This window comes from Candidatus Niyogibacteria bacterium CG10_big_fil_rev_8_21_14_0_10_46_36 (genome assembly GCA_002772995.1).
Taxonomy (GTDB): Bacteria; Patescibacteriota; Minisyncoccia; order 1-14-0-10-42-19; family 1-14-0-10-42-19; genus 1-14-0-10-46-36.
The window spans coordinates 31,671-54,415 of the sequence record PFCO01000001.1; the positions used below are offsets into that span (position 1 = coordinate 31,671).

A 22,745-nucleotide genomic window follows, 5' to 3' on the forward strand; every position below is an offset into this window, starting at 1 on the left:
TAATAATATGATTTATTTGTCCTGCAGTATGTTTATTGCTTTTTCAAGCTGCTCATCAACACCCTGTTCGTCATCCTCCTGTTCAACAACAATATCCGGATCAAGGCCATTGTCGGATATGGAGTGCCCATCCGGCGTCAGCCAACGGGCAATAGTCACCTTCAGCGCACTATCTTGATCAAACGGGATGAGTTCCTGCACTGACCCTTTCCCGAATGTTTTTGTGCCAACCAAGGTTGCTACACCATGATCCTGCAATGCCCCTGCAAGAATCTCTGAAGCCGACGCGGAGCCCTCGTTCACAAGAATTACTACCGATTTTCCTTCAAGCGTTTCATACCCCCGTGAACGATGTACCTGCTCCTCGCCTGAACCAAAATCCTCGCGCACCACCACATCGCCAAGCGGCAAGAACCAACTTGATATATCAACCGCCGCTTCCAGGTATCCGCCCGGGTTGTTACGCAAATCAAGAATTAACTTTTGGCGCCCGGAAAGAATCATGTCGCGGACTGCAGCCCGGAACGCAGATGTTGAATTTTCAGAAAAACTAAAGAGCCGGATAATATAAATATCATCTCCTACGGTGTGCGCGGTTTTGTCGCCCGCTTCTTCGCCCTTGCTTACAATCTCGCGCGTATCAGTTTCAACAACAGGAATCTCAATGCGATCGCGCGTTACAGTTATCTTTACCGGCTCATCTTCGCCCTTCCGCAAAAGAGTAAGCACCACATCAGTCCCCTTCGGGCCCCGTATAAGCGTTACCGCTTCATCAAGCGAAACACCGGCGGCAGACATGTCATCTATTTGTATTATCTGATCCCCCGCCTTAATCCCTGCGCGATCCGCAGGCGTCCCTTCCAGGGGAGCGATGACCGTCAATAAGTCATTCCGCATACCTATCTCCATCCCCACCCCCTCAAAATCACCCCGTACGGAGCTCTGGAATAGCTCATTTTCGCGCGGAGGGAGAAAGACGGTATAGGGGTCGCCTACCGCGTCCACCATGCCCCGAATAGCGCCCCACACAAGATCCTGTGGATCTATGTCGTCTGAAGAAACATACTTACTTTTTAGCGTCGCCCATGTTTGCCAAAACAATGAAAAATCAACCGCATCAGTATTGCCACTGTTTTTGTTGTACACTTCGGTTACCGAATTGATTGCGGCATTCTGCTGCTTCCCCAAAACGAACCCAATACTAAAAACAGCGACTACGATAATCGCTCCTGCCGCCAGAGTGAATGTTTTACTCCGAAAAGACATATTTTATTCTAGTATCCCAAAAATATATCCTATGGTCAACTTGTGGAAAAAGGATAAAAATACCGCTACAATATGAACATGCCAGCCATACAAAAACTCACTTTGTATAATACGCTTTCTCATAAAAAAGACCTGTTTCAGCCTCTCCATGGCCGTGATGTGGGGTATTACACCTGCGGACCGACTGTTTACCAATATGCTCATATCGGCAATCTCCGCACCTATATTTTTGAGGATATTCTCAAGCGGACGCTCGTTCTTTCCGGATACCGAGTAAAGCATATTATGAACATTACGGATGTGGGGCATCTTACTTCCGACGAGGATACCGGGGAAGACAAGGTGGAAAAAGAAGCGACGCGTCAAAAGAAAACCGCGGAAGAACTTGCGCGTTTCTATGAAGACGCTTTTAAAAAAGACCTCAAGCTCCTGAATATTCTTTCGCCCGACGCATTCCCCCGCGCAACTGAACATATTGAAGAACAAATACGCCTTATCAAAACGTTAGAAAAAAAAGGATACGCATACAAAATATCAGATGGCGTATACTTTGATACGAAAAAATTCAAAGCATACGGGGCTCTTTGGAAAACGAAACCCGCCAATGCTCAAAAAAGCGAGCGCATCCAAACGGAAGAAAAAAAGAACGAACAAGATTTTGCGTTATGGAAATTTTCCAATCCTAGTGAAAAACGCCAGATGGAATGGGACTCGCCGTGGGGCAAAGGATTTCCTGGGTGGCACATAGAATGTTCTGCGATGAGTATGAAATATTTGGGTGAAGAATTCGATATCCACGCGGGCGGCATTGATCATATCCCGGTGCATCATACAAATGAGCTAGCGCAGTCGGAAGCCGCAACCGGAAAGCAATTTGTGCGGTTTTGGCTTCATGGAAACTTTTTACAGGTAGACGGCAAGCGTATGGGCAAGTCGGAAGGCAACCTGCTAACACTTGATGAGTTATACAAAAAAGGATTCCATGCGCTTGATTACCGCTACTTTGTAGTGGGAACGCACTACCGCTCTCCCCTCTTATTCTCGCTTGAAGCGCTTGCAGGGGCGCGCGCAGCACGGCACCGCATTGTCCAGCACATCCAAAAGCTTCTTCAAACGCATAAAAAGAAAGACAATCACGGATTCCGGAACGCATTCACAAAAGCCCTCGCGGACGACCTGAATACACCCCAAGCACTTGCAGCATTTTGGGACCATGCCGATACTGTCTCGCTCGCCGATATTCTTTGGGCAGACAAAATCTTAGGGCTCGGACTGCAGAGCATCAAGAAACCGAACCCGCCAAAAGACATAAAAAAACTCGCACGGCAACGTGACGACCACAGGAAGAAAAAGGAATGGAAGAAAGCCGACGAACTCCGGGACACCATACAAAACCATGGCTGGCTCATAGACGATACGCCACAGGGACCGGTATTCATCCAAAAGGAAATAAAATAGCGCAGACCCCGGGTCTGCGCTATTTTATAACCCGCCACTCTATATCTTTCTCGTCTCCGGCAAATTCCAGCCAATCCCCTCCTCCTCTTACCACAAACCAGCGTTGTTTGGTATCCGACCATACCATTGGGTGCCCATCATAGAATGGCTTTTTTACTATTTCCTTCGGCTTGAGACGATCAAGTTCAAGCCATTTTTTAAATATTGTTTCTATTGCGTAATCAAGCTTACGCGAATTTGCCCATGTCGCCACTTTATCTATCGCTTCTTTTGCTTTTTGAGTGGAGCCCGCAAGTTCAAGCAATTTTTTTGCGGGAGCGGTGTAGCGTGAGTATACTATCGCTTTTTTGCGTGCATTTTCTTTAAGCTCTTCAAGCGATATCCCTTTGCTTTTAAAAAAGTGCGCGATAATCTGGCGTATTGCTGTTTTGTCTTGAAGTTCTTTTTGATACCGTATCGCATCTTTTTTAATGTATTCTTCTATTTTTTCCGCCGTGCTTTTTCCGATACCTTTCATTTTTTGTATCCCTTTTATGCCCTCCCGCTCATAAACATCCGCAATATCTTCGGCCATCTCTTCAAGCGCGCGCGCCGCCTTTCGGTATGCGGCCGGCTTGAATTTCACTCCCTCTAATTCCAGAAGTTCAGCTATCTCGTGGAATATCTTTGCTATATGTATGTTTGTCTTTTTGTCTCCTGGCATATTACTCTCATTATAAGACACAAAAACCTGCTCAAAAAGAAAAGACCTGGTTACAGGTCTTTTAAAAAGAAGGGATGGGCTTGCAAGCCCTTGAAAGACTTCAATCCCTTGAGAATGAGAGCGCTCCCCCTCACGCGTGAGAAGAGATCGTACATTCTCTTTATAGGCGGGGGTTTGCCGCCTGCGTGAACATATCTGTCTTTCATGCGGTCCCTTGCCCACACCGTTTGCTATAGTCCGGACTATAGTGCACGCAAGACATGTTCCGCTTCGATCAATATACTGCCCCCCCTTATTTTCGAGCTCATGCGCTCAGGGTAAAGGACAGGGGTTGCCACGCATCCTTGCGAAAATGAGAGCCTCGACTCTTTTGTCGTCTCTGGCAAAAAGCCAGACGAGGGAAAGGATGCTAACTTATCTTTTCCCATTGTACATGTATATATTATCTTGTCAAGAGTCCAATTCTATCGTAAAATATGAGAACATATGCCAATGAAATACAAAAAAAAAATAGTACTAGACCCCGACCCGGTGCTCCGTAAAAAAGCAGAGGAAGTCAAAAAGGAAGACATACGATCGCCAGACACACAATCCCTTATCCGCACCATGGCAGAAGTATTATTAGAAAGCGAAAATGGCGTGGGACTCGCAGCCCCTCAAATTGGAGCACCTCTCCGCGTATTTATTGTGCTCAAAAAAGTCCTCACCTTAAGCGAAGAAAAGAAAGACCAGGAAGAAGCTCGAAAAAAAGACCCTCTTTCGGAGGTAGATATTTACATCAACCCAGAAATAAAGAACCGCTCCAAAACCACTATCATTATGGATGAAGGGTGTTTAAGCGTCCCGCGCATGTACGGAAAAATAAAACGCTTTGAAAAAGTAACGCTTCGTGCATATAACGAGCGCGGGGAATCTATGGAGCGCGGCGCCTCCGGCCTTCTTGCAGAAATCTTTCAGCATGAAGTGGACCACTTAAATGGCATCCTTTTTATAGATTCCGCAAAAGATGTGAAAGAATTTGCACCGCCAAAAGAAGAATGATCATATGATAAAAATAATATTTTTTGGGACATCATCCTTCGGGATACCTGCGCTTGAGATATTAGAAAAAGCGGGCATGGCGCCGCTTCTTATTGTCTCCACTCCCGATAAACCAAAAGGGCGCAAACTCCAACTCTCCCCTTCTCCCGTGAGAGTTTGGGCTGAAGAACATTCCATCCCTGTCATAACTCCAAGCACTCTAAAAGACAGGGACGCTGTGCACGCCATTCAAGAAAAACATGCTGATGTGTTTGTTGTCGCTTCTTACGGAAAGATAATCCCGAAAGAAATTTTAAATATACCGCCGAAGGGCACGATAAACATCCATCCCTCACTCTTGCCGCTTTTGCGCGGACCGAGCCCCATACAAACCGCAATACTGAAAAACGCAGAAACCGGCGCGACCCTTATGCTTACCGACGAGGAAGTAGACCATGGGCCAATACTTGCCCAACAAGCGTTAGAAGCAAAAAATCTCTCATACCCGAAACTAGAGCAAGCGCTCGCGGAACTTGGCGCGCGCATGCTTGCAGACCTGCTCCCTGCCTGGGTAGCGGGAGAAATTACACCCAAAGAGCAGGACCACGAAAAAGCAACATATACCAAAAAGATTAAAAAAGAAGACGGGCATATTGATTGGAAAAAGTCTGGCGCTGCCATTGAGCGGGAGGTGCGGGCACTCAACCCATGGCCTGGGACATATACATTCACGGATGGAAAAACGCGCCTTATTATCACAAAAGCGCACATAGAAAACACAAGCGAGAAGCACCCGCCCGGGACTGTCATAAAAACAAAAAATGGCGATTTTGCAATCGCCGCGTCCGACACTATGCTTGTTATAGATTCTATAAAACCCGAAGGAAAGCAAAATATGACGGGCAAAGACTTCCTGCGGGGCAATTCGTTTCTATCTGGAGAAAAACTTACATAAAATTTTTATATAGTTGCAAATGATCCTCCAGATGCCTGCTCATTAAAAAGTTCTGCTTTACGCGTGTTTTTGCAGACTTCCCAAGGCGCACATTTAATTTTTTGTTTCGTATCAATTCAACAATGCGCCCCGCGGCCTCCATCGGCGTATCAACTAAATATCCGTCCTTGCCGTTCCGTATTTGTTTTTTGATGCCACCAACATTCCCCGCAACGACCGCCTTTCCCTTCCACATGGCTTCGGTCACTGTGAGCCCGAACCCTTCTTTGAGAGATTTTTGCACCACAACATCCGCAGAAGTCTGTACGGCATTCACCAGCATTTCATTGGTAAATGTGCCGAGCGTTTTTGGATCAAAAAATACAACAATATCGGGATCGCCTGATGCATGTTTTTTTACATGCTCAAAGACCTCATACGCTTCGGGGTCGTCTTGCGCTTCGGCAAAACCAACGAGTACCAGCTGAAGATTTGGTATCTCGTTTTTTGCATGGTAGTACGCCTGTATCACGCCCAGGGGATCTTTCCATGGGTCAAACCGTGATATCTGGGTTATAAGGGGCCTGTCAGAATGAACGCCAAATCCTTGCAGTATTTTGCAGCATAGCGTCTCATCTATATGGATATTTTTGGGCGTGAATGGGTCTATCGCGGGGAGAATGTACGCCTTTTTTGTACGCACACCGGGAATCGCAAATTCCTTCATACTAAATACGATACAGTCATATGCCCGTATATACGGTTTTAAAAAGGAGAGTATCTCTTGATTTGGATTTGAAAGATCAATATGCATCCGTGATATCATTACTCCCTCCCTAAAGTCGCGGATAAGCGCAAGCGGCTGAGGGTCGTGGATAATATAGATATCGGCCTTCTCCATGCCGCGTAGGTCAGATGCTATTTTTTTATTCACATTAAAATACATGCTCTTTTCGTTTTCAGATAATGAAAGCGGGGAGCTTTGAAGGGCATTGTGTATCTTTTTAGTTACGACAAAAAACTCCGGGGGAGCATTCACCGTCCACCATTCGCTTTTCATGCCAATGTCCCGCTCTAATGGGACAAGACTTTTTAGAAGTTCGGCAACACCCCCGCCTTCGGGCGCCGTATTAATATGAACGACCCGCTTGCCCGCAAGGTGCTCCGCAGAGCGCCGTATCTCCTCGCGTTTTTTGAGAGAGAGAAACTGAAAGTAGTCTGAAAGTGACTTCTTCTCTACTTCACGAAAACGAAGAATAGAAGGAGACAATGCCATACTACACATGTTCTACGAATTGTATAACTTCTTTCCCAAATATATAAGAGCGCCCCACAGTCCTCCCTCATCTCCCAATTGCGCTTTTTCTAATTTTGGGAGAACGGGAAAAATTTGCATAATATGATTTAAATGATATTCTACCCGCTCAAGCGGAATACCTGGAGCTCCGGTAATCATAGAGCCGCCGAGTACGATAACTTCGGGCGACCAATGAACTATAGTGTTATTAAGCCCATATGCAAGAAAATGCGCAGCTTCATCCCATATGTTTAAGTCAGTAACCTCAAACGGCTTTTTGCGGAAGCGCTGTTCAAATGCTTTCCCTGAAATATACGACTCAAGATCGTGTCTGCCATCCTTGCTGCAAGAAGGGCAGAGAGCGCCCGATGCATCAATAATCTGATGCCCTGGCTCAAACCCGAATGCGCTCGCATCTATCCGTCCGTCGACAAAACGAGAGCCGCCAACGCCGGTACTTACCGTGAGATACACCACAATATCATGTCCGCGCCCGGCACCAAAGTACACTTCCCCAAGGCCGTTCATATTCGTGTCATTTTCAAGATGCACCGGTCCTTTTGCCGCTATTTCAAGTTCGCGCTTTAAGGGACGCGCCACCCAGGACGGCAAATTTGGAGCGGCTACCAAGCGCGTCCTGTCTTTGTTCAAAGGACCTGCGACACCTCCCGCAATCGCATCAAATGCCTTTCCTCCGCCCAGCTCGCCTGCGACCGTACCGAAAAGCGCTACCCCTTCTTCAAAGTTTTGAGGAGTAGGAACTACTTTTACATCAGAAAAACGCTTTCCGTCAGAAGAAGCAGCAAAACGCATTTTTGACCCGCCGATATCAAACAAAAGATACATATACCTTTATTATCTTGCTATATCAAAAAGAAATCAAACAAAAATCCCGCATGTCTGCGGGATATATTTGATTACACGCCGATAAGGCTATTCCAGTCTTGAGAGAACCGTTCTATGCCCTTATCTGTTAATTCGTGGTGTATTTTATATGTCGCCCAGGGCTTGTCTAAGGGGATGGTATCGTACGGAATATCCAGCAAATCGTCCCGCTTGTATGAGTACTCCGGCCCCGGTATAGGCATGCCCTTCCCCGCCCATTCTTCAAGCACGCCGAAAGGAGCTGAAACGATATCAGACCCAAGCGCCATTGCCTGCATTAAGTGGTCAAGCGAACGTACGCTCGCGGTGAGCACTTCCACATGCCCATCGCCTTTTTTATACATCTGAATAATGTTTCTTATTAAATCCATTCCGTTTTCGCCGCGGTCATCAAGTCTGCCCACAAACGGAGAAACATATACATCGCCCCGCTTCGCTACCCGTGTCGCCGCATACACCGCCGCTGCCTGCTCCTGCGCAAATACCAATGTCATATTGACGCGCATCCCCTCTCCGACCGACATGTCTGCGGCAAGCAGCCCCTCTTTTGTTGTCGGGTACTTAATATGTGCGTTCGGAATCCATAACGCCATCCCCCGTCCATGTAAGAACATTTCTTCGGCGCTTGTGCGCTCATCTGCGTATACCTCAACAGATACGGATCCATGCGGGATGAGAGATGATATCTCCCCCACTACCGTTTTATAAAATTTGAAAATCTCATCATTTGAGAATTTTTCACCCCGTTGCAGCCGTTCTTGTACGGCGGGGTTGCGCGCAACAAGTGTGGGATTCGTTGTCTGCCCGTCTAAAAATCCGAGCATCTCCTGCGCCTTCCTTGTCTCGGTCGGATCCCCGCTATCTAAAAATATTCTTGTTTTACGTACGTTATGCTTCATGCTGCCTCCTATGTATGTTATGTGATAAGAACAATACCTACTCATTATCTATTATTTTTTGCGTTTGTTCACGGATTTCATCCACAGTCATGTGCCCGCGTTTATGAAAGACAACGGTGCCGGCTCTGTCCACAAAGATAGTTTCGGGCATAGTAAACCCCCCGATTGCTTTATAAAATGAATCAGGCGTGTCAATAAGAAAAATGAGGCCATCCGTTACGCCTAATTCATCGGTATAGTGCTTTGCGGTTTCTATTGATTCTTGCCGGTTGATTGCAATAAAACGGACCTGTCCGAATTCTTTTTGCACTTCCACAAAGGCCGGCAATTCTTCTTTGCAAAAAGAACACCACGATGCCCACGAATTAATGACCATAGGCTGATTTTGGAATACGGAAAGATCTGCTTTGTAGCTCCCATAATCAATAAGCAATAGGTCGCCGGCTATCTCAGACAGATGCATTTCGGGGGACTGCTGCTCTGCAGATCGGTCGCTGAACAAATATACCGCAACCGCTATATCAAAAATGATAACCGCAACAAGTACTGCCCATCTCATAATTATCCGGAGCGTTGAGGGCGTTTTTCTCCTTTCGCCCATGCACACAAATCCTCATATGAAGTCGACCCGCAGATAAATTCCTTTGTTTCAGTATTAAAGAAAAACGGCACTCCCCCGCAAAGGCCAGTATCATATTCATCCATTTTTATTGAATTATCGTCATCGTGCCACACCTCAAATTGCTCCACCGTTATCCCTTCTTCCTGTTTGAGGCGTTCTACCAGCGGCGCCATACGCACGCAATGCGGGCATTCGTTCCCATAAAATTCTAAAAGCATATATATAGTATATAAGAATACGGCCGTATGTTAAATAAAAACCCCGCATTGCGAGGTTTGTTGCTATGGAAGCAATATCTCATCTTGCGGGTCTATCTGATCTGCAAGAAAATCGTATTCATACTCATGTTCTGGGTTTTTCGATTTTTCTTCTTGTGCCGCCACCACAACTTCGCCCGCGCCCAAGCCATTCACCCGTTCGGTTATCTGGCCGAGCCGTTCCCACATAGCAGCGTAATCCTTGTTCCTACTTTTCACCATCTGCGCTAAGCGTTCTTCTATTTTTTTGTTTCCGGTATCGATTTTTTCTTCAATTCTTTGAAGAATTTCTGCGCATGCAATCAAGGCAAACACCCCTGCCTCTGACACACATGACGGCCCTGCTTCAAGCTTCTTTTTCGCTAAAGACAGACTGTCTTTCTCTGCTTCGTTGTCCATGTACTGCCCCCGTATATCTCAAAGTTCTATTTCTTATTCTCTTCTTTTTTTAAGTCTAATGCAACTGAATTGATACAGTAGCGTTTTCCAGTGCATGTTTTGCCTTTGGGGGTTTTTACAGGACCATCATCAAATAGATGCCCCAGGTGCGAGCCGCATGTTTTGCAAACAACTTCGGTGCGTTCCATTCCGTGGCTTGTGTCGCGTTTTAATTCCACCGCATCGCTTGATGCTACATCATAAAAACTAGGCCACCCAGTGCCCGATTCAAACTTTGCATCTGAAGAAAAAAGAGGGGCTCCGCATGCTTTGCACAAATACATCCCCTCGCTTTTTTCGTGCACAAACTTGCCCGTAAACGGCACTTCTGTGCCCCTTTTTCGTAGCACCTCGTATTCTTCGGGCGTTAATTCCTTTTTCCATTCTTCTTCGGTCTTTTTCATATACATAAGGCTATCTAATACCCGTATCTATATCAATATTTAATTCTACTGTTTTGTTCGCCTGTACAAAAACTTCTTTTGGAAAAACGGCACCACACCCGAGATAGCTGCACCCAAGAAGAGAGACCGAGTAATTGCTCTCGGGGAGGTCTATAGAATATGAACCATCGGGAGAAAGTGGCGCATAAAATGGCTCATCAACCGGACGCCCGCCGCCCGAGGGCGCAAAAACAAGCGTTTGCGCAGAGTATACATCCGGCGGATTTTTACACGGTTCTACCGGACACAATGGGCCAATAGACACTTTGCCATACACCGTTCCTGATGTTTTGAACAACCCCTCTTGCTCCTTTCTTTCGGGACAAGGCGCAAATTCACAATTAGGGCCGGTACGTCCGACATACGACCCATCAGGACAAAGCATTGCGTCTTGTGTACAGAAAACAATATCATCTTCTCCGCTACCCCCCTTCCATATTGAGTAGCCGGCAAACGCGAGCCCTGCAACCAGCAATACCCCCGCCACTATAAAAAGGAGTCTCCGTGTGAGTGGAGAAGTATTACGCGCCCACATTGGAGGCGGATATGTTTTTTTCTGCAACTGCTGCTCTTCCATTATACTTTTTTTCCGACTTTCTTTATGCTCTTGAATGCTTTCCAGCGACGGCTGTATTGGTCAATAAATTCGTGGGTTTCGGTATCAATCTTTGTCCAGCGCTTATTGCGCGGATTAAACACCTGAATGCGCCCACGGATCAAACCTTTACGATGATGGTGTTTTGAGGAGTTCGTTGCCATGGAATATGACAATAGATGAATAATAACTTTTATTATAACAAAAGCCCCGTGTATTTCACACAGAGCAGGAATTATTACCGTTCAAATTTTCCGGTCACCCAGTCAAATTCTGCTTGCCAATCGCGACTGGGACAACTCCAGCCGGGGCTATCCGGATGTGCCCCCGCACTCGTCTCCATGTCGCGCACCCCTAACACAAAATACGCTCCGCGGCCCGCATCACATCCATAGGAGCCTGCGTTATAACGGAAATACGCATATCCTCCGCAATTGGAAGTTCCTACCGGATCTCCCGGAGTATCCACAATTGCGCCCGCGGTCTCAAGCGGAGTTACAAATGCGTCTCCGCTCCCCTGACCTCCATTAAACCCGGCGTCCCACCCGCCGCAATCGTTGTCCGTATTCCCGGGATATGCGGCATTATCACCATAATAGAGCTCCAGTGCTATTTGTATCTGCTTCATATCAGAAAGCCGGCGTGCATCTCTGCCTCTCGCGCGCGCACTCGCAACGCTCGCCAAAACAACGCTTGCGAGTATCCCGATAATCGCTATCACAACTAACAATTCTACTAATGTAAATCCTCTTTTATCCATAGGTTAAAAATTTGCAGGTGCTATAACTTCGGCAGGAGGTGCCTCCGCTCCGGGAGTAAAGAGTTCCTGCTTCTGCCTCCCACTAAAAACAACAAAAAATGAAATTGCCAACGCAATGACAGCAAACCCTATCATAGCGTAATTCGCCTGCATTTCGTTCTTTATCAGTCCCCCAGAATACTGTAGAAGCCACCCCGCCGCTCCTTTGGGTTTAGTATAAAAAAGCTGGTCGGGACCCTTCTTTGTGGTATCTGTACTGCCTCCGCTTACGGGCGGTACACCGCTCAAATCAGCGGGGTTTTCATTATTTTGGCCCGATTCGTTGATGAATGTCATGGTACTATTATACCAAATCATTCATAGCTTTCTGCATTATATTCGTAAGAAAATGGGGATAAAAAACCCGCGCGACACATTCATCACGCGGGTTTTTTTATTCATCTTCCGAGAAATTCTTTTAAGTACTCTACAACTCTTTCCGCCTCGTCATCCACCGCCAGATGCCAAGTAACAACACCATTAAAAGGCTTTGTAAGCGACCTGGTTATGGAACGCAATGAAAATACAAGGCTCTTATGCTGCTCATCTCCTGAACTCCCCACCACCCGGATAAACTCCAGAGCTGCATTACTCACCGAATCGCACCACATTCTTGTCGTGGGGTACGGTTCTTCTAAAAGGCGCAACAAGCATTCCGCATACGCTTTAGCCGAGTCTGTTTGTTCTGCGTATTCTCCCTGGAAGCTTGCACTTTCAACCTGTGATTCCATGATTATTCTCCTTGTATCCTTTATGGCTTGCGGCGACGCTTTATTATTCGTAGATTGGGAAATCTATGGATACTTCGTGGTGGCATGGACCTTCTTTTTTGCAAAACGATATTGATACATGCACCATGACTATCTCCGTGTCTGAAGAAACGAGCTCCTCACTTGGATAATAATAAAGCCGTTCTCCGCGCCCGCCTACATAAAACGAATCTTCGCCGGTACGAAGAGCGGAATACCACCCCCCTCTCTCATACCATGTCATTGCCAATACTTCATCGCTCCTTGGGTCCTTCAGATACTCCCCCTCATTACATTCATATTTGTAAATGACACCGGGGCGTTCAACCAGAAACGGAACTCGCTGACATTCAGTAAACGAATCGGGGTGCGGAACCGCATACCTTCGTTGTATAAGGTCCGGATCCGAAACGCTCCCCAAAGAACTCTTTGGCGAGCGGGAAGAATGAATCATTGCAAAGCCTACCACCAGCAAAACTACCACTACCAATCCTTTTGTCAGGCCTTTCATAAGCACTTATTCCTCCTTTATTAAGGTACTTTGATAGCGCAAATACTACCATATTTTTAAAGAAAAGTCAAGAAATCATAAAAGCACCCAAGGGGGTGCTTTTGTTTCTATGCAGTAGGTTATATCTTACAGTGCTTCTCCGCGCGCGTCGGCATATGCGCAATAGTCGCATACCGGTTTTGAATCAGGAGTTTCGTCTGCAATAAGGCACTGGTGCAATTCTTGTATGGTCGGCTCTACCCAGCTGTCATTCCCTTTGTGCGCGATAAGAGTTATATCAAATTCTATCTTGCCGTCAAACGCTTCTTTATCAGTACGGCCGTTACAATACACAAAGTACCCGGTATCCGATACGGGATGCCCATTTTTGCGCAATAGCCACTGATATACTTCCATCTGCCGTTTGTAGCCATCTTGCCATGGTTTGTTGAGTTCGGTTATCTCTTCATCCTTGCTGGTCGCTTTATAATCCACCACAATATACTCCCCCTTTGAATTCTGCCACAGATCATCTATAGCGCCGGTGATAATAAGATTCGTCGGCTCATGATAGAACTGGATGCCTTTAAAATTCTCGCGCCATTCATCTAACTGCTCATGCGCAACGGGAATTGCGTCAACGCCGTATTTTTCTATAAGCGGATGCTTGGTATTTTTTGTACGATGAATATCAAATTCCTTTTTGAGCAAAAAGTCTACCGCGCTGTTTATCGCAAATGGAAACCCCGGCGGCCGCCCTACCCCGAGCCTGCGATCCAGATAAAAACAGCGCGGACATTCAAAAAAGAGGTCAATCTTTGACCGGCTTATCTTGAACGGTTTTTTATCTTCCGGATTGTAGAGATTCCGCGTTCGTTTTGCGTTGTAGTATTCCGACATGTCTGTCTATTGTATCACCTTTCTCTGCTTTCTTATAATATTCAGTTTCCCGTCCCGGGATAGAGCCTTCATACCCGCCTCCGCGCGTGATGCCGTGGCGCGCGTGCGGAATTTTTTGGAGTACACAAGCCGCACCGGACGCCTCCCCTGCGTATACTTTGCACCCATGTGGGAAGAATTGTGCTCCTTAAGCCTGCGGACGAGGTCGGTAGTAATGCCGGTATAAAGCGTTCCGTCCGAACACCGGAGGATATAGAGATAATACATACAAAAATAAACGGCTCATACGGGGTGTGAGCCGTTTATTATAAATCTATTTAAAGGTGTAAATAACCGAACGTCCTTCTGTCCCTTGCTGCCGTATTTTTTCTTCCTCCTCCAGACTTTGAAGATACCGGGTTGCAGTTGCATCAGACACGCCTAAGAGCACCTCTACATCATTGTTAGTTATCTGTTTTTTATCTTTCAAAAGCAGAATTATTTTTGCTTTTGCTGACTCCAGCTCCTCGCGCTTCTTTTGGTTTATCGGAGAAAAACCATTGTGAGCGCCTATTGTTTTCTTTTCGTGGACGCTCCCCAAAACCATAACGAGCACACCAAATGTAACGATGCCTATAATGTACAACAAGAAATAAATATATGTTGTGTCCATGTATTTAGTATAGCAAAAATTTATACAACACTAAGCCTCAAACTTACTCCAGTCTACAGCATTGTTCCGAAAGTCTTCAATTGAGTATCCGGCCGTGTATTGAAAATGCGGGGGGTCCACGAATGTGGTCCAGGCGCCGCCCCATTCAAGCCCCAAAGCCATGCCCATCTCTCCTGCTTTGCGGTAAAATGCTTCGCGTTTATGTTCGTTTTCGGCATCAAGTACCGGCCGGATATCGAACGCAACGCCAAAATTATGGAACGAAAAACCGCCCCGGGCATTCGTAATTATCTTACCCGGCTTTGTCCTGCCTTGAGCATAATATTTATCTTGCTGTTCCGTGCTCCGAAAACCGCGCGATACCATAATAGAAAATCCCTGCTTGTTGCATTCTTCTATCAACCGCACGGCTAATGCCCGCACTTTTGGTTTGAGTAATGAGATATCAGCTTCTGTGTCGTTGTTCATGAAAACGCTCCCACGGGGAATCGGTCACACATAACCCCGCTCTTTTCTTCCATAAAAAATAAATTGAATCGCGGGGTTTCCGCGACCCCGCCTCGGCCGTCGCTTCGCGACATGCCTACGGCTTTCGATCCCCGCCGCAAAGCAATCAATTGCTTTGCTTGTGATCGTTTTCGCTTCGCTCAAACGCTCCCACGGGGAATCGAACCCCGGTTTTCAGGATGAGAACCTGATGTCCTAGGCCACTAGACGATGGGAGCAATTATTCCTCTTCAAATGGGCTTTCGCTTTGTTTAAGGCCTTTGAAGATTTTATGCAGTTCTTCTATTGATGTCAATGATGTGCGTGCGAGAGAAAAATTCTTATAGCCCTCCTTAAGCGTTTTCCCGTCTACTTCCATCACTGTTTCGCGTTCGTAATATTTATATATCTGTATCAAGTTAAAGTGGTACACATCATACACGGATACATGGCGCCCTGCTATCGTGCCCTCAATGCGGTTAATCTTTAGATCGCGGAAAAAATATAAAAAAAGCACCGCCCAAAAATGCGGGAAAGCGCTTGTAAACGAAAGGCGGAACTCTTGGGCAAGCGTCTGCATCTCCCGCATGCGCTTACGCATAAGAAAATAGAACGGGATGTGAGAAACAAATGTTATCACAAAAATTGCGATAACTACTACCGCAGAATAAAAATATACTGGATGCATACTCTCAAACATATCTTATTCTTTATTTTTCCATATTTTGCTTTGCCGCACCAGAAGCTTTTCTGCCTTTTTGGGTTCTGCCATAATCTCTTCAACGGCACGCTCCATCCGCATTGATTGGGAACCTTTTATAAGCACAAGATCGCCCTGTCTGAGTTCGCGTTCCAATATACGCGCAGCATCAACCGAGCGGTCAAATTCAAAGATATGCTCCGGAGAAAAACTGATTTTTCGCGCCTCATCGGCGATGAAGGCGGCACGCCTCCCGACTGTCATAAGTATAGACACTCCTTTTAGATGCCTAGCAACAGCACGGTGCGCGTGTTCCGTAAATTTCCCCAACTCAAGCATATCGCCAAGCACCGCAATCTTCCGCTCTGCAGGAATGTCCTGGAGTACTTCGAGTGCTGCATGCATCGCGTGCGGCGAAGCGTTGTATGTATCATCTAATATCCACGAATCTTTTTCTCCGCGGATGAGCTTAAGCCTCCCGGGCGGCGCACTGTAATGCTGTATTGATGAAACAATGTCAATAAGATTCATATCGCGCGCGATACCTACCGAAATCGCAGCGAGTGCTGCGTACACCTGCTGTTTGCCGAACGCTCCGAATATCCGTACCGGAATATTTTTTCCTTTATAGGCAACTTTAAATGCGATGCCCTCGGGGCGCTCTTTCGTCCCTTCTTTTGCGTACATAATATGATAATGCTCCGCACGGACATGCGCGTCTTCTCCAAAACCGAAGGTAATTACATGAGCGCGCGTTTTCTCGTGCATATCAAGCACCGCCGCATCATCATAGTTCAACACCGCGGTATCGGTACTGGTAAGAGGCTGGAGCAATTTTGCTTTTTCCCGGGCGACCGCCTCGGGTCCTGAAAAGAATTCGACATGCACCGGGACCTCTCCTATCGCAGTCACCACCGCAATATCAGGTTTTGCCGCCGTAATAAACCCGCTGATATCGTTTGGCTTATCGGCTCCTGCCTCCATGACCAATGTTGTCGGGTATGCCTTATCTCTAAAGAGAATTAATGAAAGACCTGCAAAAAGAATGGATGCCCACCCGAAAAAAGAATACCATGCGCTTTCCTTGCCGATGACCGTAAGCGGCATGCCGAGTTCGCTGTTATAACTTTTCTCGCTTTTGCGGACACCTCCCCTGCCTTTGAGCACTTCAAAAATGGCATCCTTCGCGGATGTCTTACCGACGCTTCCGGTAACTGCGATGATTTCAGGCGAATATTTCTGCAATATTTTTTTTGCCTCCCACGCAAGTATTCGTATAACGATATGTTTGAATAATGGTTTCATAGGTTATCTGTCCGGCGGAACTTCATAATAATACAAGAGTGACGAAGTTAAATCTAAAAATGCAGGGCCGAGCGAATGTGAGGCGTACTGCACGCCCTTCGGGTCCTGCGTAAACAAAAAAATAAGGAATTCTGGGTCAAATGATGGCGCATACCCGAAAAACGAATGAAGAAATCTACCAGAGTATCCGCGCGCACCTATATTGGCAACCTGAGCCGTTCCGGTCTTCGCGGCAACGCTATAGTGTTCCGGCCCCTGCCCGCCTCCAAGAAGCGCCTTATCAACAACCGTAGTGAGCATCCGTGAAATAGTATGCGAGGCTTCCGCGGATAATATCTGCTTTGGCGGACGCAAATCCTCCTCTGCCCCTTCTATGATGTGCGGAGTTACAAGATACCCGCCGTTCGCAAGCGCAGAAGCTGCCCGAACGAACTCAATAGGAGTCACCGCTATACCCTGCCCGAACGATGCCGCCGCATACTCAATGTCGCGGTTCGTTTCGAGATTTGAGATATCGCCTACCGTTTCAAACGGCAAATCAATATCGGTCTTTGTATCGAATCCATACCGCTCAAAATAATCAAGGAATTTTTCTTTTCCAATCTGCTGCCCCACAAAGACAGCTCCGGTATTGAGCGACTCATTCAGCACGCCCTGAATATTTGTCCTTCCTCTCGCCTTCCCGTCGTAATTTGATATCTTCGCGCCATCTATCTCTATGAACCCATAATCAACATATTCGGTTTCAGGGGTCACAACGCCCGCATCGAGCGCTGCGGCAACCGTGAGCGGCTTAAAGATAGACCCAAGTTCGTAAATGGACGAAACAAGTGGATTTAAGAAGCTTGCGATATCTGCCCCTGCGTACGCATTCGGATTAAAGTTACTGCGCGCGGCCATCGCGAGTATCTTTCCGGTTTTTGGGTCAATAATAACACCCCCTGCGGTTTCCGGACTGAATTTTTGCACCACATCGTCCATCGCGCGTTCAAGCATCTGCTGGACTTCGTATTCAATAGTGAGCGTAATATCATCCCCTTCACGCGGAGGAAGAAAAATGCTTTTGCCGATATTTAAAAAGGTACCGCCGGAAGATGCGATGCCCTCCTGAATTCCCCGCTTCCCCTGGAGTTCGTTGTCGTAAAACCGTTCAATGCCGTATTGACCTGCCTCTTTCCCGTCGCTTCCGAACCCAAAAAATCCAATCACATGAGAAGCAAATTCTCCAAGCGGATAATAACGCCACTCACGGGACAAAAGCCCTATACCGGGGATCTCTTTAACGTCCATCTCTGCGGCAACATCATCTTCAATCCGTGGAATGAGTATTTCGAACGGGTCATCGCGTTTTTGAGCGATAGCAAAAAAACGCTCCTTATCTATATGTAATAAAACCTTATTGAGCTCCATACTAAGACGGCCGTATGTTTCTTCTGCGTCTTCAATTTTACGGGCGTCTGCGTACAGAAGCCAACCGCTTCGGGTGGTAGCAACGGTAATCGTGCTATCGCCGTCATGAACATATACCTCGCCTCTCCTTGGAGAGAGCTCTTGAGAAGCAACCTGTTGGCGCTCAGCAAGAGACTGGTAGTAATCGGCAGAAATGACTTGTATAAAAAAAAGCTTGACCACAAGCGCTACGGCAAATATGGTCAATGCAACAGTAACGATAACAAGGCGTCCTCTGATGCTTTTCATCATATTAGTATACCCTGTTTACCTGTATCAAAACATGGTTTAAGAGATAGGCTGGCCACCATCATTGGCCCTGGAACGCAACGCTTGATGTACGGGAGAGAAACACGGGTGACGTAATTTTGCTGAAGCCATCGGATGCAAGCTCCTCGGAAATATGAAATGACTCAAGCGCAGTGATATACCGCTGCTGTTCTTTCTGGAATGTTTGTTCTTGCGCGACTATCCTGTCTTCTGCGTGATCGAGCGCATATGACATATGTACGGACAAGTACATGAAAAACATATATAGCACAAGTAAGCATGCTGTGGCCGTTATGCTTGTCCAGAATATAAATCGTGTATGGAATGAAATATAGGTTCTTTGCATGTTATCTTTTTTCTATAACGCGTAATTTTGCCGAACGCGCGCGTGGGTTTTTTTGTATCTCTTCTTCGCGTGGCAATATTGGTTTTTTTGTATGGAGAATGAAATCATCGTCCTTTGCCCATGCCCGGAATGTATGCTTGGCAATGCGGTCTTCAAGCGAATGGAACGTAATAACCAAAATTCTTCCATGTACTGCAATCATCCGTTTCGCGTCCGCAAGACCTTCTTCGAGTGCACGCAGTTCATCGTTCACTGCAATACGCAACGCCTGAAATGTTTTCGTTGCAGGGTGTATCCGTTTTGAGTGAAACCGTTTCGGGATAGCTGATTCCACAATGGCAACAAGGTTGAGCGTCGTATGTATCGGAGACTTCGCGCGAGCTTCAACTATTCGTTTCGCGATACGCCGCGCAAAGCGTTCTTCTCCGTACGTTTTTAATACTTCCGTAAGCTTTTCCTCGTTCCAGGAGTTCACCGCGTTCTCTGCAGTAAACGAACCATGAATGTCATAGCGCATATCGAGCGGCTCATCTTTCCGGAAAGAAAATCCCCTTCCCGAGTCTTCTAGCTGAATGGAACTCATACCAAGATCAAATAAAATGCCGTCCGCTTTTTTGATAACAGGCGACGCAAGCTCTTCCAGACGGGAAAAATTACCATACACCGCATGAAAGCGTTCGTCCCCTTTCATACGGACCCGCGCCCGCGCGACCATGTCCTGGTCTTGATCAATCCCCACATACACTCCGCGCTTCGGCAGTAGATCAAGGATTGCTCTTGCGTGTCCTCCCCCATCAAGCGTCCCATCAATAATGCGTGCTCTTTTCTGTGGTTCTAATATGTCTATGACTTCTTGTAAAAAAACTGATACGTGCTCCATATTAATACGCACCTATCTCTCCCAGCTTCTCGGCAAGCACATCCGTCTGCTTTTCTATATTTGATCTGTATTCATTCCATCGGCTCTCATCCCATATCTCAAGGCGCTTATACACGCCCGTAATGACTACCTTTGTGCTAAGTCCGGCATACTCTTTCAAGTAATCCGGAATTAATATTCGTCCAAGCGCATCGGTGGATGTCTCCGATGCCCCCGCTAAAAACAGCCGTACGAAATTTCTGGTATCAGCCTGTCCCGTGGGGAGTTCCGCAAGTTTTTCCGCAACTTCCGCCCATTCTTTTCCCGAGTAGACGAAAAGGCAGCGATCAAGCCCGCGGGTGATAATCGCCTTCTTCCCGAGCTCCTTCCTGAATTTTGAAGGGAGCGCTACGCGCCTTTTGACGTCTAATGTGTGCTGGAATTCTCCAATAAGCATAAAAATCGCTATCTTTCCCCTAAAAAATAGGCTCTATTAAAGGGTTTTTTGAGTTATTAACATTATCCACAGGTTTTTCCACAATCTACCACTTTAATATAATTTTATACCACATCAATATATTTCACAACCATAGTTATCCACAGCAAGCTCTATAGCAGCAAAACCTCAATAATAAAGGAGTATAATAGAGGTATTACCAACTAATAGCATCTATATGCCGATAAAAGACGATTTTATCTCGCGCGAAAACACACGGTATCGGTTCAAGCTTGGAACCGTTATTGCATCCTCCCTCTCCGGCTTTATCGCAGGAGCATTGGTCGCAAGTATAGCTTGGCTACTTTTCATCATTACAGGGAAAATTTAACCTGTTCTCAATACGAAAAACCTTCCGGAATATTCCGGGAGGTTTTTTCTTTTTGTATAAATATGTTATCGCGGGCGCAGCGTCGGGAAAAGCACCACCTCTCTGATATTGCGCTGGTCAGTAAAGAGCATCACTAGCCTATCAATACCAATACCAAGACCTGCTGCCGGCGGCATGCCGTACTCAAGAGCCTCTAAAAATTCTTCATCCATCCGGGTCACCTCGTCGTCTCCTGCGGACAGCGCAGCCTCTTGCGCGCGGAATCGCTTTTCTTGTTCTATGGGATCGTTTAATTCTGAGAAACCATTTGCAATCTCAAGCCCCCCGATAATCAATAGGTACCGGTCAGCAATGCTTTTTTTGTCGGGATACGCTTTTGCAAGCGGAGAGATGTCTTGCGGGATGTCTACAATAAATGTTGGCTGGATAATCTTCGGGCGGCATACTTTTTTGAATATCTCGTCGGCAATCTTTCCTTTTGTTTTTTCTCCTTTGCTGTCTACCCCTAATTGGCGCGCACGGAGTCCAAGCTCATTTTCTGAAATAGCATCATAATCAGGAATAAGCGCGAAACGCTTCAGTGTTTCTGCAAATGATACTCGTTCAAATTTTTTCGTGAATGATATCTTTTCTTCCCCATATACAAACGGTGCTCCTTTGTGTGCCTGTTTTACAAGACTCTTAAAAAGAGTTTCAAGAAATACCATGTGGGATGAAGCGTTTTTGAACGCTTCATACAGCTCAAGCATGGTAAATTCGGGGTTATGCGTCATGTCTATCCCCTCGTTCCGGAAATTGCGCCCTATTTCATAGACCTTGGGTATCCCACCCACAAGCAAGCGCTTCAAGTATAGCTCCGGCGCTATGCGAAGATAAAAATCATGGTCAAGCGCTCCGTGGTGCGTAACAAACGGCCGTGCGAGCGCTCCTCCTGCGACAGGATGCAAAAGGGGTGTTTCCACCTCCATAAATCCATCCTTATCCAAAAGCCGACGCAACGATCCAATAATATCTGAGCGCATAGAAAAACGCGCACGGACTTCTTTGTTCATCAAAAGATCAAGATACCGTTTTCGAAAACGCTCCTCAACATCCTGGAGTCCATGCCACTTTTCAGGCAATGGGCGAATAGATTTTGAGAGCATAATCCACGACGCACAAAGTATGCTTTTTTCTTTCTTTTTTGTGATAAACGCCGTTCCTTCGACGGCAATAATGTCTCCGATATCTGCCGTTTCCATAAAACGAGCGAACTCCCCCTTCTTCATCTCATCAAGCTTACCGAATATCTGGAATGTCCCCGTGCCGTCATAGAGATCCGCAAAAAATGATTTCCCATGTTCACGGAATGCGACAATGCGTCCTGCAATGCTTATTTTTTTGCTTTTTTTATATTTAGCAAAAGAGTCCCGAAGTGTTTCGAGGGATACAAACAGCTCTCCGTCCCGCGGGTATGGAGAGCGCCCCGATTGTATGATTGACTCGCGCTTCTGAAGACGCGAGTCGCGGATTTCTTCAAGAGAAGACATGCGAAAAACAATTAACTTGCGCCGTTAACCGCTACTGCAGAGCTGCAAGAGTATATTCATTATACAATATCAACGACGGTGTAATCCACCGCCCCTCCGGGGGTGGACACTTTTACTGTTTGGCCTTTTTTGGCGCCCAAAAATGCGCGCCCCATAGGCGATTCGTTTGATATCTTGCGGGAGACCGGATCTGCTTCTTCTGACCCCACAACCGTGTATTCCAGAGTTGCCCCGGTATCATGACGCTTTACGACAATAGTCGACCCAATAGCGACATCAAAAGTAGATACCGCCTTTTGGATAAGCACTGTGCGGCTTAATTTATCTTCAAGTTCCGCGATGCGGGCTTCGTTATTTTCCTGCATGGTCTTTGCTTCGGCATATTCGGAGTTTTCGGATAGATCCCCAAGGCTTTTTGCGTATTCTAAGCGTTTTGCTATCTCTTGCCGTTTTTCGGTGCGCAAATTTTCGAGCTCTTGTTTGAGCCGCTTAAACCCTGCTTCGCTTAAGTATTCGAAGTTGCTGTCTTCCTTTTGATTGTCTGAAAGTATCTCCATAAGCACTCTA

Annotated in this window: 30 protein-coding genes and 1 tRNA gene; 3 read left to right on the plus strand and 28 right to left on the minus strand. The window is 46.5% G+C overall.

Features of this window, described 5'->3' with window-relative positions; all coding sequences use genetic code 11:
* Positions 1 to 12: 12 nt before the first annotated feature.
* Positions 13 to 1,266, minus strand: a complete 1,254-nt coding sequence (locus tag COU47_00165) for a hypothetical protein (GenBank protein ID PIR69841.1) — start codon at positions 1,264 to 1,266, stop codon at positions 13 to 15.
* A 78-nt stretch (positions 1,267 to 1,344) separates the two neighbouring features.
* On the opposite strand from COU47_00165, the gene COU47_00170 reads away from it, so the two are divergent.
* Positions 1,345 to 2,724 (plus strand): cysteine--tRNA ligase, encoded by a 1,380-nt coding sequence (locus COU47_00170; GenBank protein ID PIR69842.1) that lies wholly within the window; start codon positions 1,345 to 1,347, stop codon positions 2,722 to 2,724.
* Between the two features lie 19 nt (positions 2,725 to 2,743).
* Here the strand turns inward: COU47_00170 and COU47_00175 are convergent, their stop codons facing one another.
* Positions 2,744 to 3,649 (minus strand): hypothetical protein, encoded by a 906-nt coding sequence (locus COU47_00175; GenBank protein ID PIR69843.1) that lies wholly within the window; start codon positions 3,647 to 3,649, stop codon positions 2,744 to 2,746.
* 264 nt (positions 3,650 to 3,913) lie between these two features.
* On the opposite strand from COU47_00175, the gene def reads away from it, so the two are divergent.
* Complete coding sequence (def, locus tag COU47_00180; protein PIR69844.1) at positions 3,914 to 4,468, plus strand: peptide deformylase; 555 nt, start codon at positions 3,914 to 3,916, stop codon at positions 4,466 to 4,468.
* A 4-nt stretch (positions 4,469 to 4,472) separates the two neighbouring features.
* Positions 4,473 to 5,402, plus strand: a complete 930-nt coding sequence (locus COU47_00185) for a methionyl-tRNA formyltransferase (protein PIR69845.1) — start codon at positions 4,473 to 4,475, stop codon at positions 5,400 to 5,402.
* Here the strand turns inward: COU47_00185 and COU47_00190 are convergent.
* The 26 genes from COU47_00190 to COU47_00315 all read right to left on the minus strand — a co-directional run bounded on the left by COU47_00190 (position 5,395) and on the right by COU47_00315 (position 22,735).
* Positions 5,395 to 6,666 (minus strand): glycosyl transferase family 1, encoded by a 1,272-nt coding sequence (locus COU47_00190; GenBank protein ID PIR69846.1) that lies wholly within the window; start codon positions 6,664 to 6,666, stop codon positions 5,395 to 5,397. The two genes, COU47_00185 and COU47_00190, sit on opposite strands and share 8 nt — an antisense overlap.
* A gap of 3 nt (positions 6,667 to 6,669) precedes the next feature.
* Positions 6,670 to 7,524 (minus strand): hypothetical protein, encoded by an 855-nt coding sequence (locus COU47_00195; protein ID PIR69847.1) that lies wholly within the window; start codon positions 7,522 to 7,524, stop codon positions 6,670 to 6,672.
* A gap of 71 nt (positions 7,525 to 7,595) precedes the next feature.
* Positions 7,596 to 8,462 carry a transaldolase gene (locus COU47_00200; GenBank protein PIR69848.1) on the minus strand — a complete coding sequence of 289 codons (867 nt, stop codon included), beginning with the start codon at positions 8,460 to 8,462 and terminating at the stop codon, positions 7,596 to 7,598.
* A gap of 37 nt (positions 8,463 to 8,499) precedes the next feature.
* Entirely contained in the window at positions 8,500 to 9,063 is a 564-nt protein-coding gene (locus tag COU47_00205; protein PIR69849.1) for a hypothetical protein, read from the minus strand.
* The gene (locus COU47_00210) at positions 9,024 to 9,302 is read right to left on the minus strand and encodes a hypothetical protein (GenBank protein PIR69850.1); all 279 of its coding nucleotides are present in this window, start codon (positions 9,300 to 9,302) and stop codon (positions 9,024 to 9,026) included. Before COU47_00210 ends, COU47_00205 begins: the two co-directional genes overlap by 40 nt.
* A 63-nt stretch (positions 9,303 to 9,365) precedes the next feature.
* On the minus strand, positions 9,366 to 9,740 hold the full coding sequence (locus tag COU47_00215) for a hypothetical protein (GenBank protein PIR69851.1): 375 nt from the start codon (positions 9,738 to 9,740) through the stop codon (positions 9,366 to 9,368).
* 26 nt (positions 9,741 to 9,766) lie between these two features.
* The gene (gene msrB / locus COU47_00220; GenBank protein PIR70006.1) at positions 9,767 to 10,183 is read right to left on the minus strand and encodes a peptide-methionine (R)-S-oxide reductase; all 417 of its coding nucleotides are present in this window, start codon (positions 10,181 to 10,183) and stop codon (positions 9,767 to 9,769) included.
* 10 nt (positions 10,184 to 10,193) lie between these two features.
* Positions 10,194 to 10,799 carry a hypothetical protein gene (locus COU47_00225; GenBank protein ID PIR69852.1) on the minus strand — a complete coding sequence of 202 codons (606 nt, stop codon included), beginning with the start codon at positions 10,797 to 10,799 and terminating at the stop codon, positions 10,194 to 10,196.
* On the minus strand, positions 10,799 to 10,981 hold the full coding sequence (locus tag COU47_00230; GenBank protein PIR69853.1) for a hypothetical protein: 183 nt from the start codon (positions 10,979 to 10,981) through the stop codon (positions 10,799 to 10,801). Before COU47_00230 ends, COU47_00225 begins: the two co-directional genes overlap by 1 nt.
* A 74-nt stretch (positions 10,982 to 11,055) precedes the next feature.
* Positions 11,056 to 11,577, minus strand: coding sequence for a hypothetical protein (locus COU47_00235; protein PIR69854.1), 522 nt, complete (start codon positions 11,575 to 11,577; stop codon positions 11,056 to 11,058).
* A 3-nt stretch (positions 11,578 to 11,580) separates the two neighbouring features.
* A complete protein-coding gene (locus COU47_00240; protein PIR69855.1) occupies positions 11,581 to 11,913 on the minus strand; it encodes a hypothetical protein in 333 nt (110 codons plus the stop codon).
* A 101-nt stretch (positions 11,914 to 12,014) separates the two neighbouring features.
* The gene (locus COU47_00245; GenBank protein ID PIR69856.1) at positions 12,015 to 12,347 is read right to left on the minus strand and encodes a hypothetical protein; all 333 of its coding nucleotides are present in this window, start codon (positions 12,345 to 12,347) and stop codon (positions 12,015 to 12,017) included.
* 43 nt (positions 12,348 to 12,390) lie between these two features.
* The gene (locus COU47_00250; protein PIR69857.1) at positions 12,391 to 12,876 is read right to left on the minus strand and encodes a hypothetical protein; all 486 of its coding nucleotides are present in this window, start codon (positions 12,874 to 12,876) and stop codon (positions 12,391 to 12,393) included.
* Between the two features lie 126 nt (positions 12,877 to 13,002).
* A complete protein-coding gene (locus COU47_00255) occupies positions 13,003 to 13,755 on the minus strand; it encodes a hypothetical protein (protein PIR69858.1) in 753 nt (250 codons plus the stop codon).
* A 6-nt stretch (positions 13,756 to 13,761) separates the two neighbouring features.
* Positions 13,762 to 14,022, minus strand: a complete 261-nt coding sequence (locus COU47_00260) for an endonuclease (protein ID PIR69859.1) — start codon at positions 14,020 to 14,022, stop codon at positions 13,762 to 13,764.
* Between the two features lie 46 nt (positions 14,023 to 14,068).
* Positions 14,069 to 14,407: a hypothetical protein gene (locus COU47_00265; GenBank protein ID PIR69860.1), complete on the minus strand. Its 339-nt coding sequence runs from the start codon at positions 14,405 to 14,407 to the stop codon at positions 14,069 to 14,071.
* 30 nt (positions 14,408 to 14,437) lie between these two features.
* A complete protein-coding gene (locus COU47_00270; protein PIR69861.1) occupies positions 14,438 to 14,875 on the minus strand; it encodes a peptidase M15 in 438 nt (145 codons plus the stop codon).
* Positions 14,876 to 15,059: 184 nt separating this feature from the next.
* Positions 15,060 to 15,132 (minus strand) — tRNA-Glu (locus COU47_00275).
* A gap of 2 nt (positions 15,133 to 15,134) precedes the next feature.
* A complete protein-coding gene (locus COU47_00280; protein ID PIR69862.1) occupies positions 15,135 to 15,593 on the minus strand; it encodes a hypothetical protein in 459 nt (152 codons plus the stop codon).
* A gap of 3 nt (positions 15,594 to 15,596) precedes the next feature.
* Entirely contained in the window at positions 15,597 to 16,898 is a 1,302-nt protein-coding gene (locus COU47_00285) for a hypothetical protein (protein PIR69863.1), read from the minus strand.
* Between the two features lie 3 nt (positions 16,899 to 16,901).
* Positions 16,902 to 18,599 (minus strand): hypothetical protein, encoded by a 1,698-nt coding sequence (locus COU47_00290; protein PIR69864.1) that lies wholly within the window; start codon positions 18,597 to 18,599, stop codon positions 16,902 to 16,904.
* Positions 18,600 to 18,657: 58 nt separating this feature from the next.
* Entirely contained in the window at positions 18,658 to 18,963 is a 306-nt protein-coding gene (locus COU47_00295; protein ID PIR69865.1) for a hypothetical protein, read from the minus strand.
* A 1-nt stretch (position 18,964) separates the two neighbouring features.
* Entirely contained in the window at positions 18,965 to 19,843 is an 879-nt protein-coding gene (locus COU47_00300) for a 16S rRNA (cytosine(1402)-N(4))-methyltransferase (GenBank protein ID PIR69866.1), read from the minus strand.
* Position 19,844: 1 nt separating this feature from the next.
* Positions 19,845 to 20,279, minus strand: coding sequence for a cell division/cell wall cluster transcriptional repressor MraZ (locus COU47_00305; protein PIR69867.1), 435 nt, complete (start codon positions 20,277 to 20,279; stop codon positions 19,845 to 19,847).
* Positions 20,280 to 20,714: 435 nt separating this feature from the next.
* A complete protein-coding gene (gene lysS, locus COU47_00310; GenBank protein PIR69868.1) occupies positions 20,715 to 22,178 on the minus strand; it encodes a lysine--tRNA ligase in 1,464 nt (487 codons plus the stop codon).
* Between the two features lie 59 nt (positions 22,179 to 22,237).
* The gene (locus COU47_00315) at positions 22,238 to 22,735 is read right to left on the minus strand and encodes a transcription elongation factor GreA (protein PIR69869.1); all 498 of its coding nucleotides are present in this window, start codon (positions 22,733 to 22,735) and stop codon (positions 22,238 to 22,240) included.
* Between the last annotated feature and the right edge of the window lie 10 nt (positions 22,736 to 22,745).

Coding starts and splice junctions, on each gene's coding strand:
- COU47_00165 (PIR69841.1), bottom strand. CDS start 1,266: ATGTCTTTTCGGAGTAAAACATTCACTCTGGCGGCAGGAGCGATTATC.
- COU47_00170 (PIR69842.1), top strand. CDS start 1,345: ATGCCAGCCATACAAAAACTCACTTTGTATAATACGCTTTCTCATAAA.
- def (PIR69844.1), top strand. CDS start 3,914: ATGCCAATGAAATACAAAAAAAAAATAGTACTAGACCCCGACCCGGTG.
- COU47_00185 (PIR69845.1), top strand. CDS start 4,473: ATGATAAAAATAATATTTTTTGGGACATCATCCTTCGGGATACCTGCG.
- COU47_00190 (PIR69846.1), bottom strand. CDS start 6,666: ATGTGTAGTATGGCATTGTCTCCTTCTATTCTTCGTTTTCGTGAAGTA.
- COU47_00195 (PIR69847.1), bottom strand. CDS start 7,524: ATGTATCTTTTGTTTGATATCGGCGGGTCAAAAATGCGTTTTGCTGCT.
- COU47_00200 (PIR69848.1), bottom strand. CDS start 8,462: ATGAAGCATAACGTACGTAAAACAAGAATATTTTTAGATAGCGGGGAT.
- COU47_00205 (PIR69849.1), bottom strand. CDS start 9,063: ATGGGCGAAAGGAGAAAAACGCCCTCAACGCTCCGGATAATTATGAGA.
- COU47_00210 (PIR69850.1), bottom strand. CDS start 9,302: ATGCTTTTAGAATTTTATGGGAACGAATGCCCGCATTGCGTGCGTATG.
- COU47_00215 (PIR69851.1), bottom strand. CDS start 9,740: ATGGACAACGAAGCAGAGAAAGACAGTCTGTCTTTAGCGAAAAAGAAG.
- msrB (PIR70006.1), bottom strand. CDS start 10,183: ATGAAAAAGACCGAAGAAGAATGGAAAAAGGAATTAACGCCCGAAGAA.
- COU47_00225 (PIR69852.1), bottom strand. CDS start 10,799: ATGGAAGAGCAGCAGTTGCAGAAAAAAACATATCCGCCTCCAATGTGG.
- COU47_00230 (PIR69853.1), bottom strand. CDS start 10,981: ATGGCAACGAACTCCTCAAAACACCATCATCGTAAAGGTTTGATCCGT.
- COU47_00235 (PIR69854.1), bottom strand. CDS start 11,577: ATGGATAAAAGAGGATTTACATTAGTAGAATTGTTAGTTGTGATAGCG.
- COU47_00240 (PIR69855.1), bottom strand. CDS start 11,913: ATGACATTCATCAACGAATCGGGCCAAAATAATGAAAACCCCGCTGAT.
- COU47_00245 (PIR69856.1), bottom strand. CDS start 12,347: ATGGAATCACAGGTTGAAAGTGCAAGCTTCCAGGGAGAATACGCAGAA.
- COU47_00250 (PIR69857.1), bottom strand. CDS start 12,876: ATGAAAGGCCTGACAAAAGGATTGGTAGTGGTAGTTTTGCTGGTGGTA.
- COU47_00255 (PIR69858.1), bottom strand. CDS start 13,755: ATGTCGGAATACTACAACGCAAAACGAACGCGGAATCTCTACAATCCG.
- COU47_00260 (PIR69859.1), bottom strand. CDS start 14,022: ATGTATTATCTCTATATCCTCCGGTGTTCGGACGGAACGCTTTATACC.
- COU47_00265 (PIR69860.1), bottom strand. CDS start 14,407: ATGGACACAACATATATTTATTTCTTGTTGTACATTATAGGCATCGTT.
- COU47_00270 (PIR69861.1), bottom strand. CDS start 14,875: ATGAACAACGACACAGAAGCTGATATCTCATTACTCAAACCAAAAGTG.
- COU47_00280 (PIR69862.1), bottom strand. CDS start 15,593: ATGTTTGAGAGTATGCATCCAGTATATTTTTATTCTGCGGTAGTAGTT.
- COU47_00285 (PIR69863.1), bottom strand. CDS start 16,898: ATGAAACCATTATTCAAACATATCGTTATACGAATACTTGCGTGGGAG.
- COU47_00290 (PIR69864.1), bottom strand. CDS start 18,599: ATGATGAAAAGCATCAGAGGACGCCTTGTTATCGTTACTGTTGCATTG.
- COU47_00295 (PIR69865.1), bottom strand. CDS start 18,963: ATGCAAAGAACCTATATTTCATTCCATACACGATTTATATTCTGGACA.
- COU47_00300 (PIR69866.1), bottom strand. CDS start 19,843: ATGGAGCACGTATCAGTTTTTTTACAAGAAGTCATAGACATATTAGAA.
- COU47_00305 (PIR69867.1), bottom strand. CDS start 20,279: ATGCTTATTGGAGAATTCCAGCACACATTAGACGTCAAAAGGCGCGTA.
- lysS (PIR69868.1), bottom strand. CDS start 22,178: ATGTCTTCTCTTGAAGAAATCCGCGACTCGCGTCTTCAGAAGCGCGAG.
- COU47_00315 (PIR69869.1), bottom strand. CDS start 22,735: ATGGAGATACTTTCAGACAATCAAAAGGAAGACAGCAACTTCGAATAC.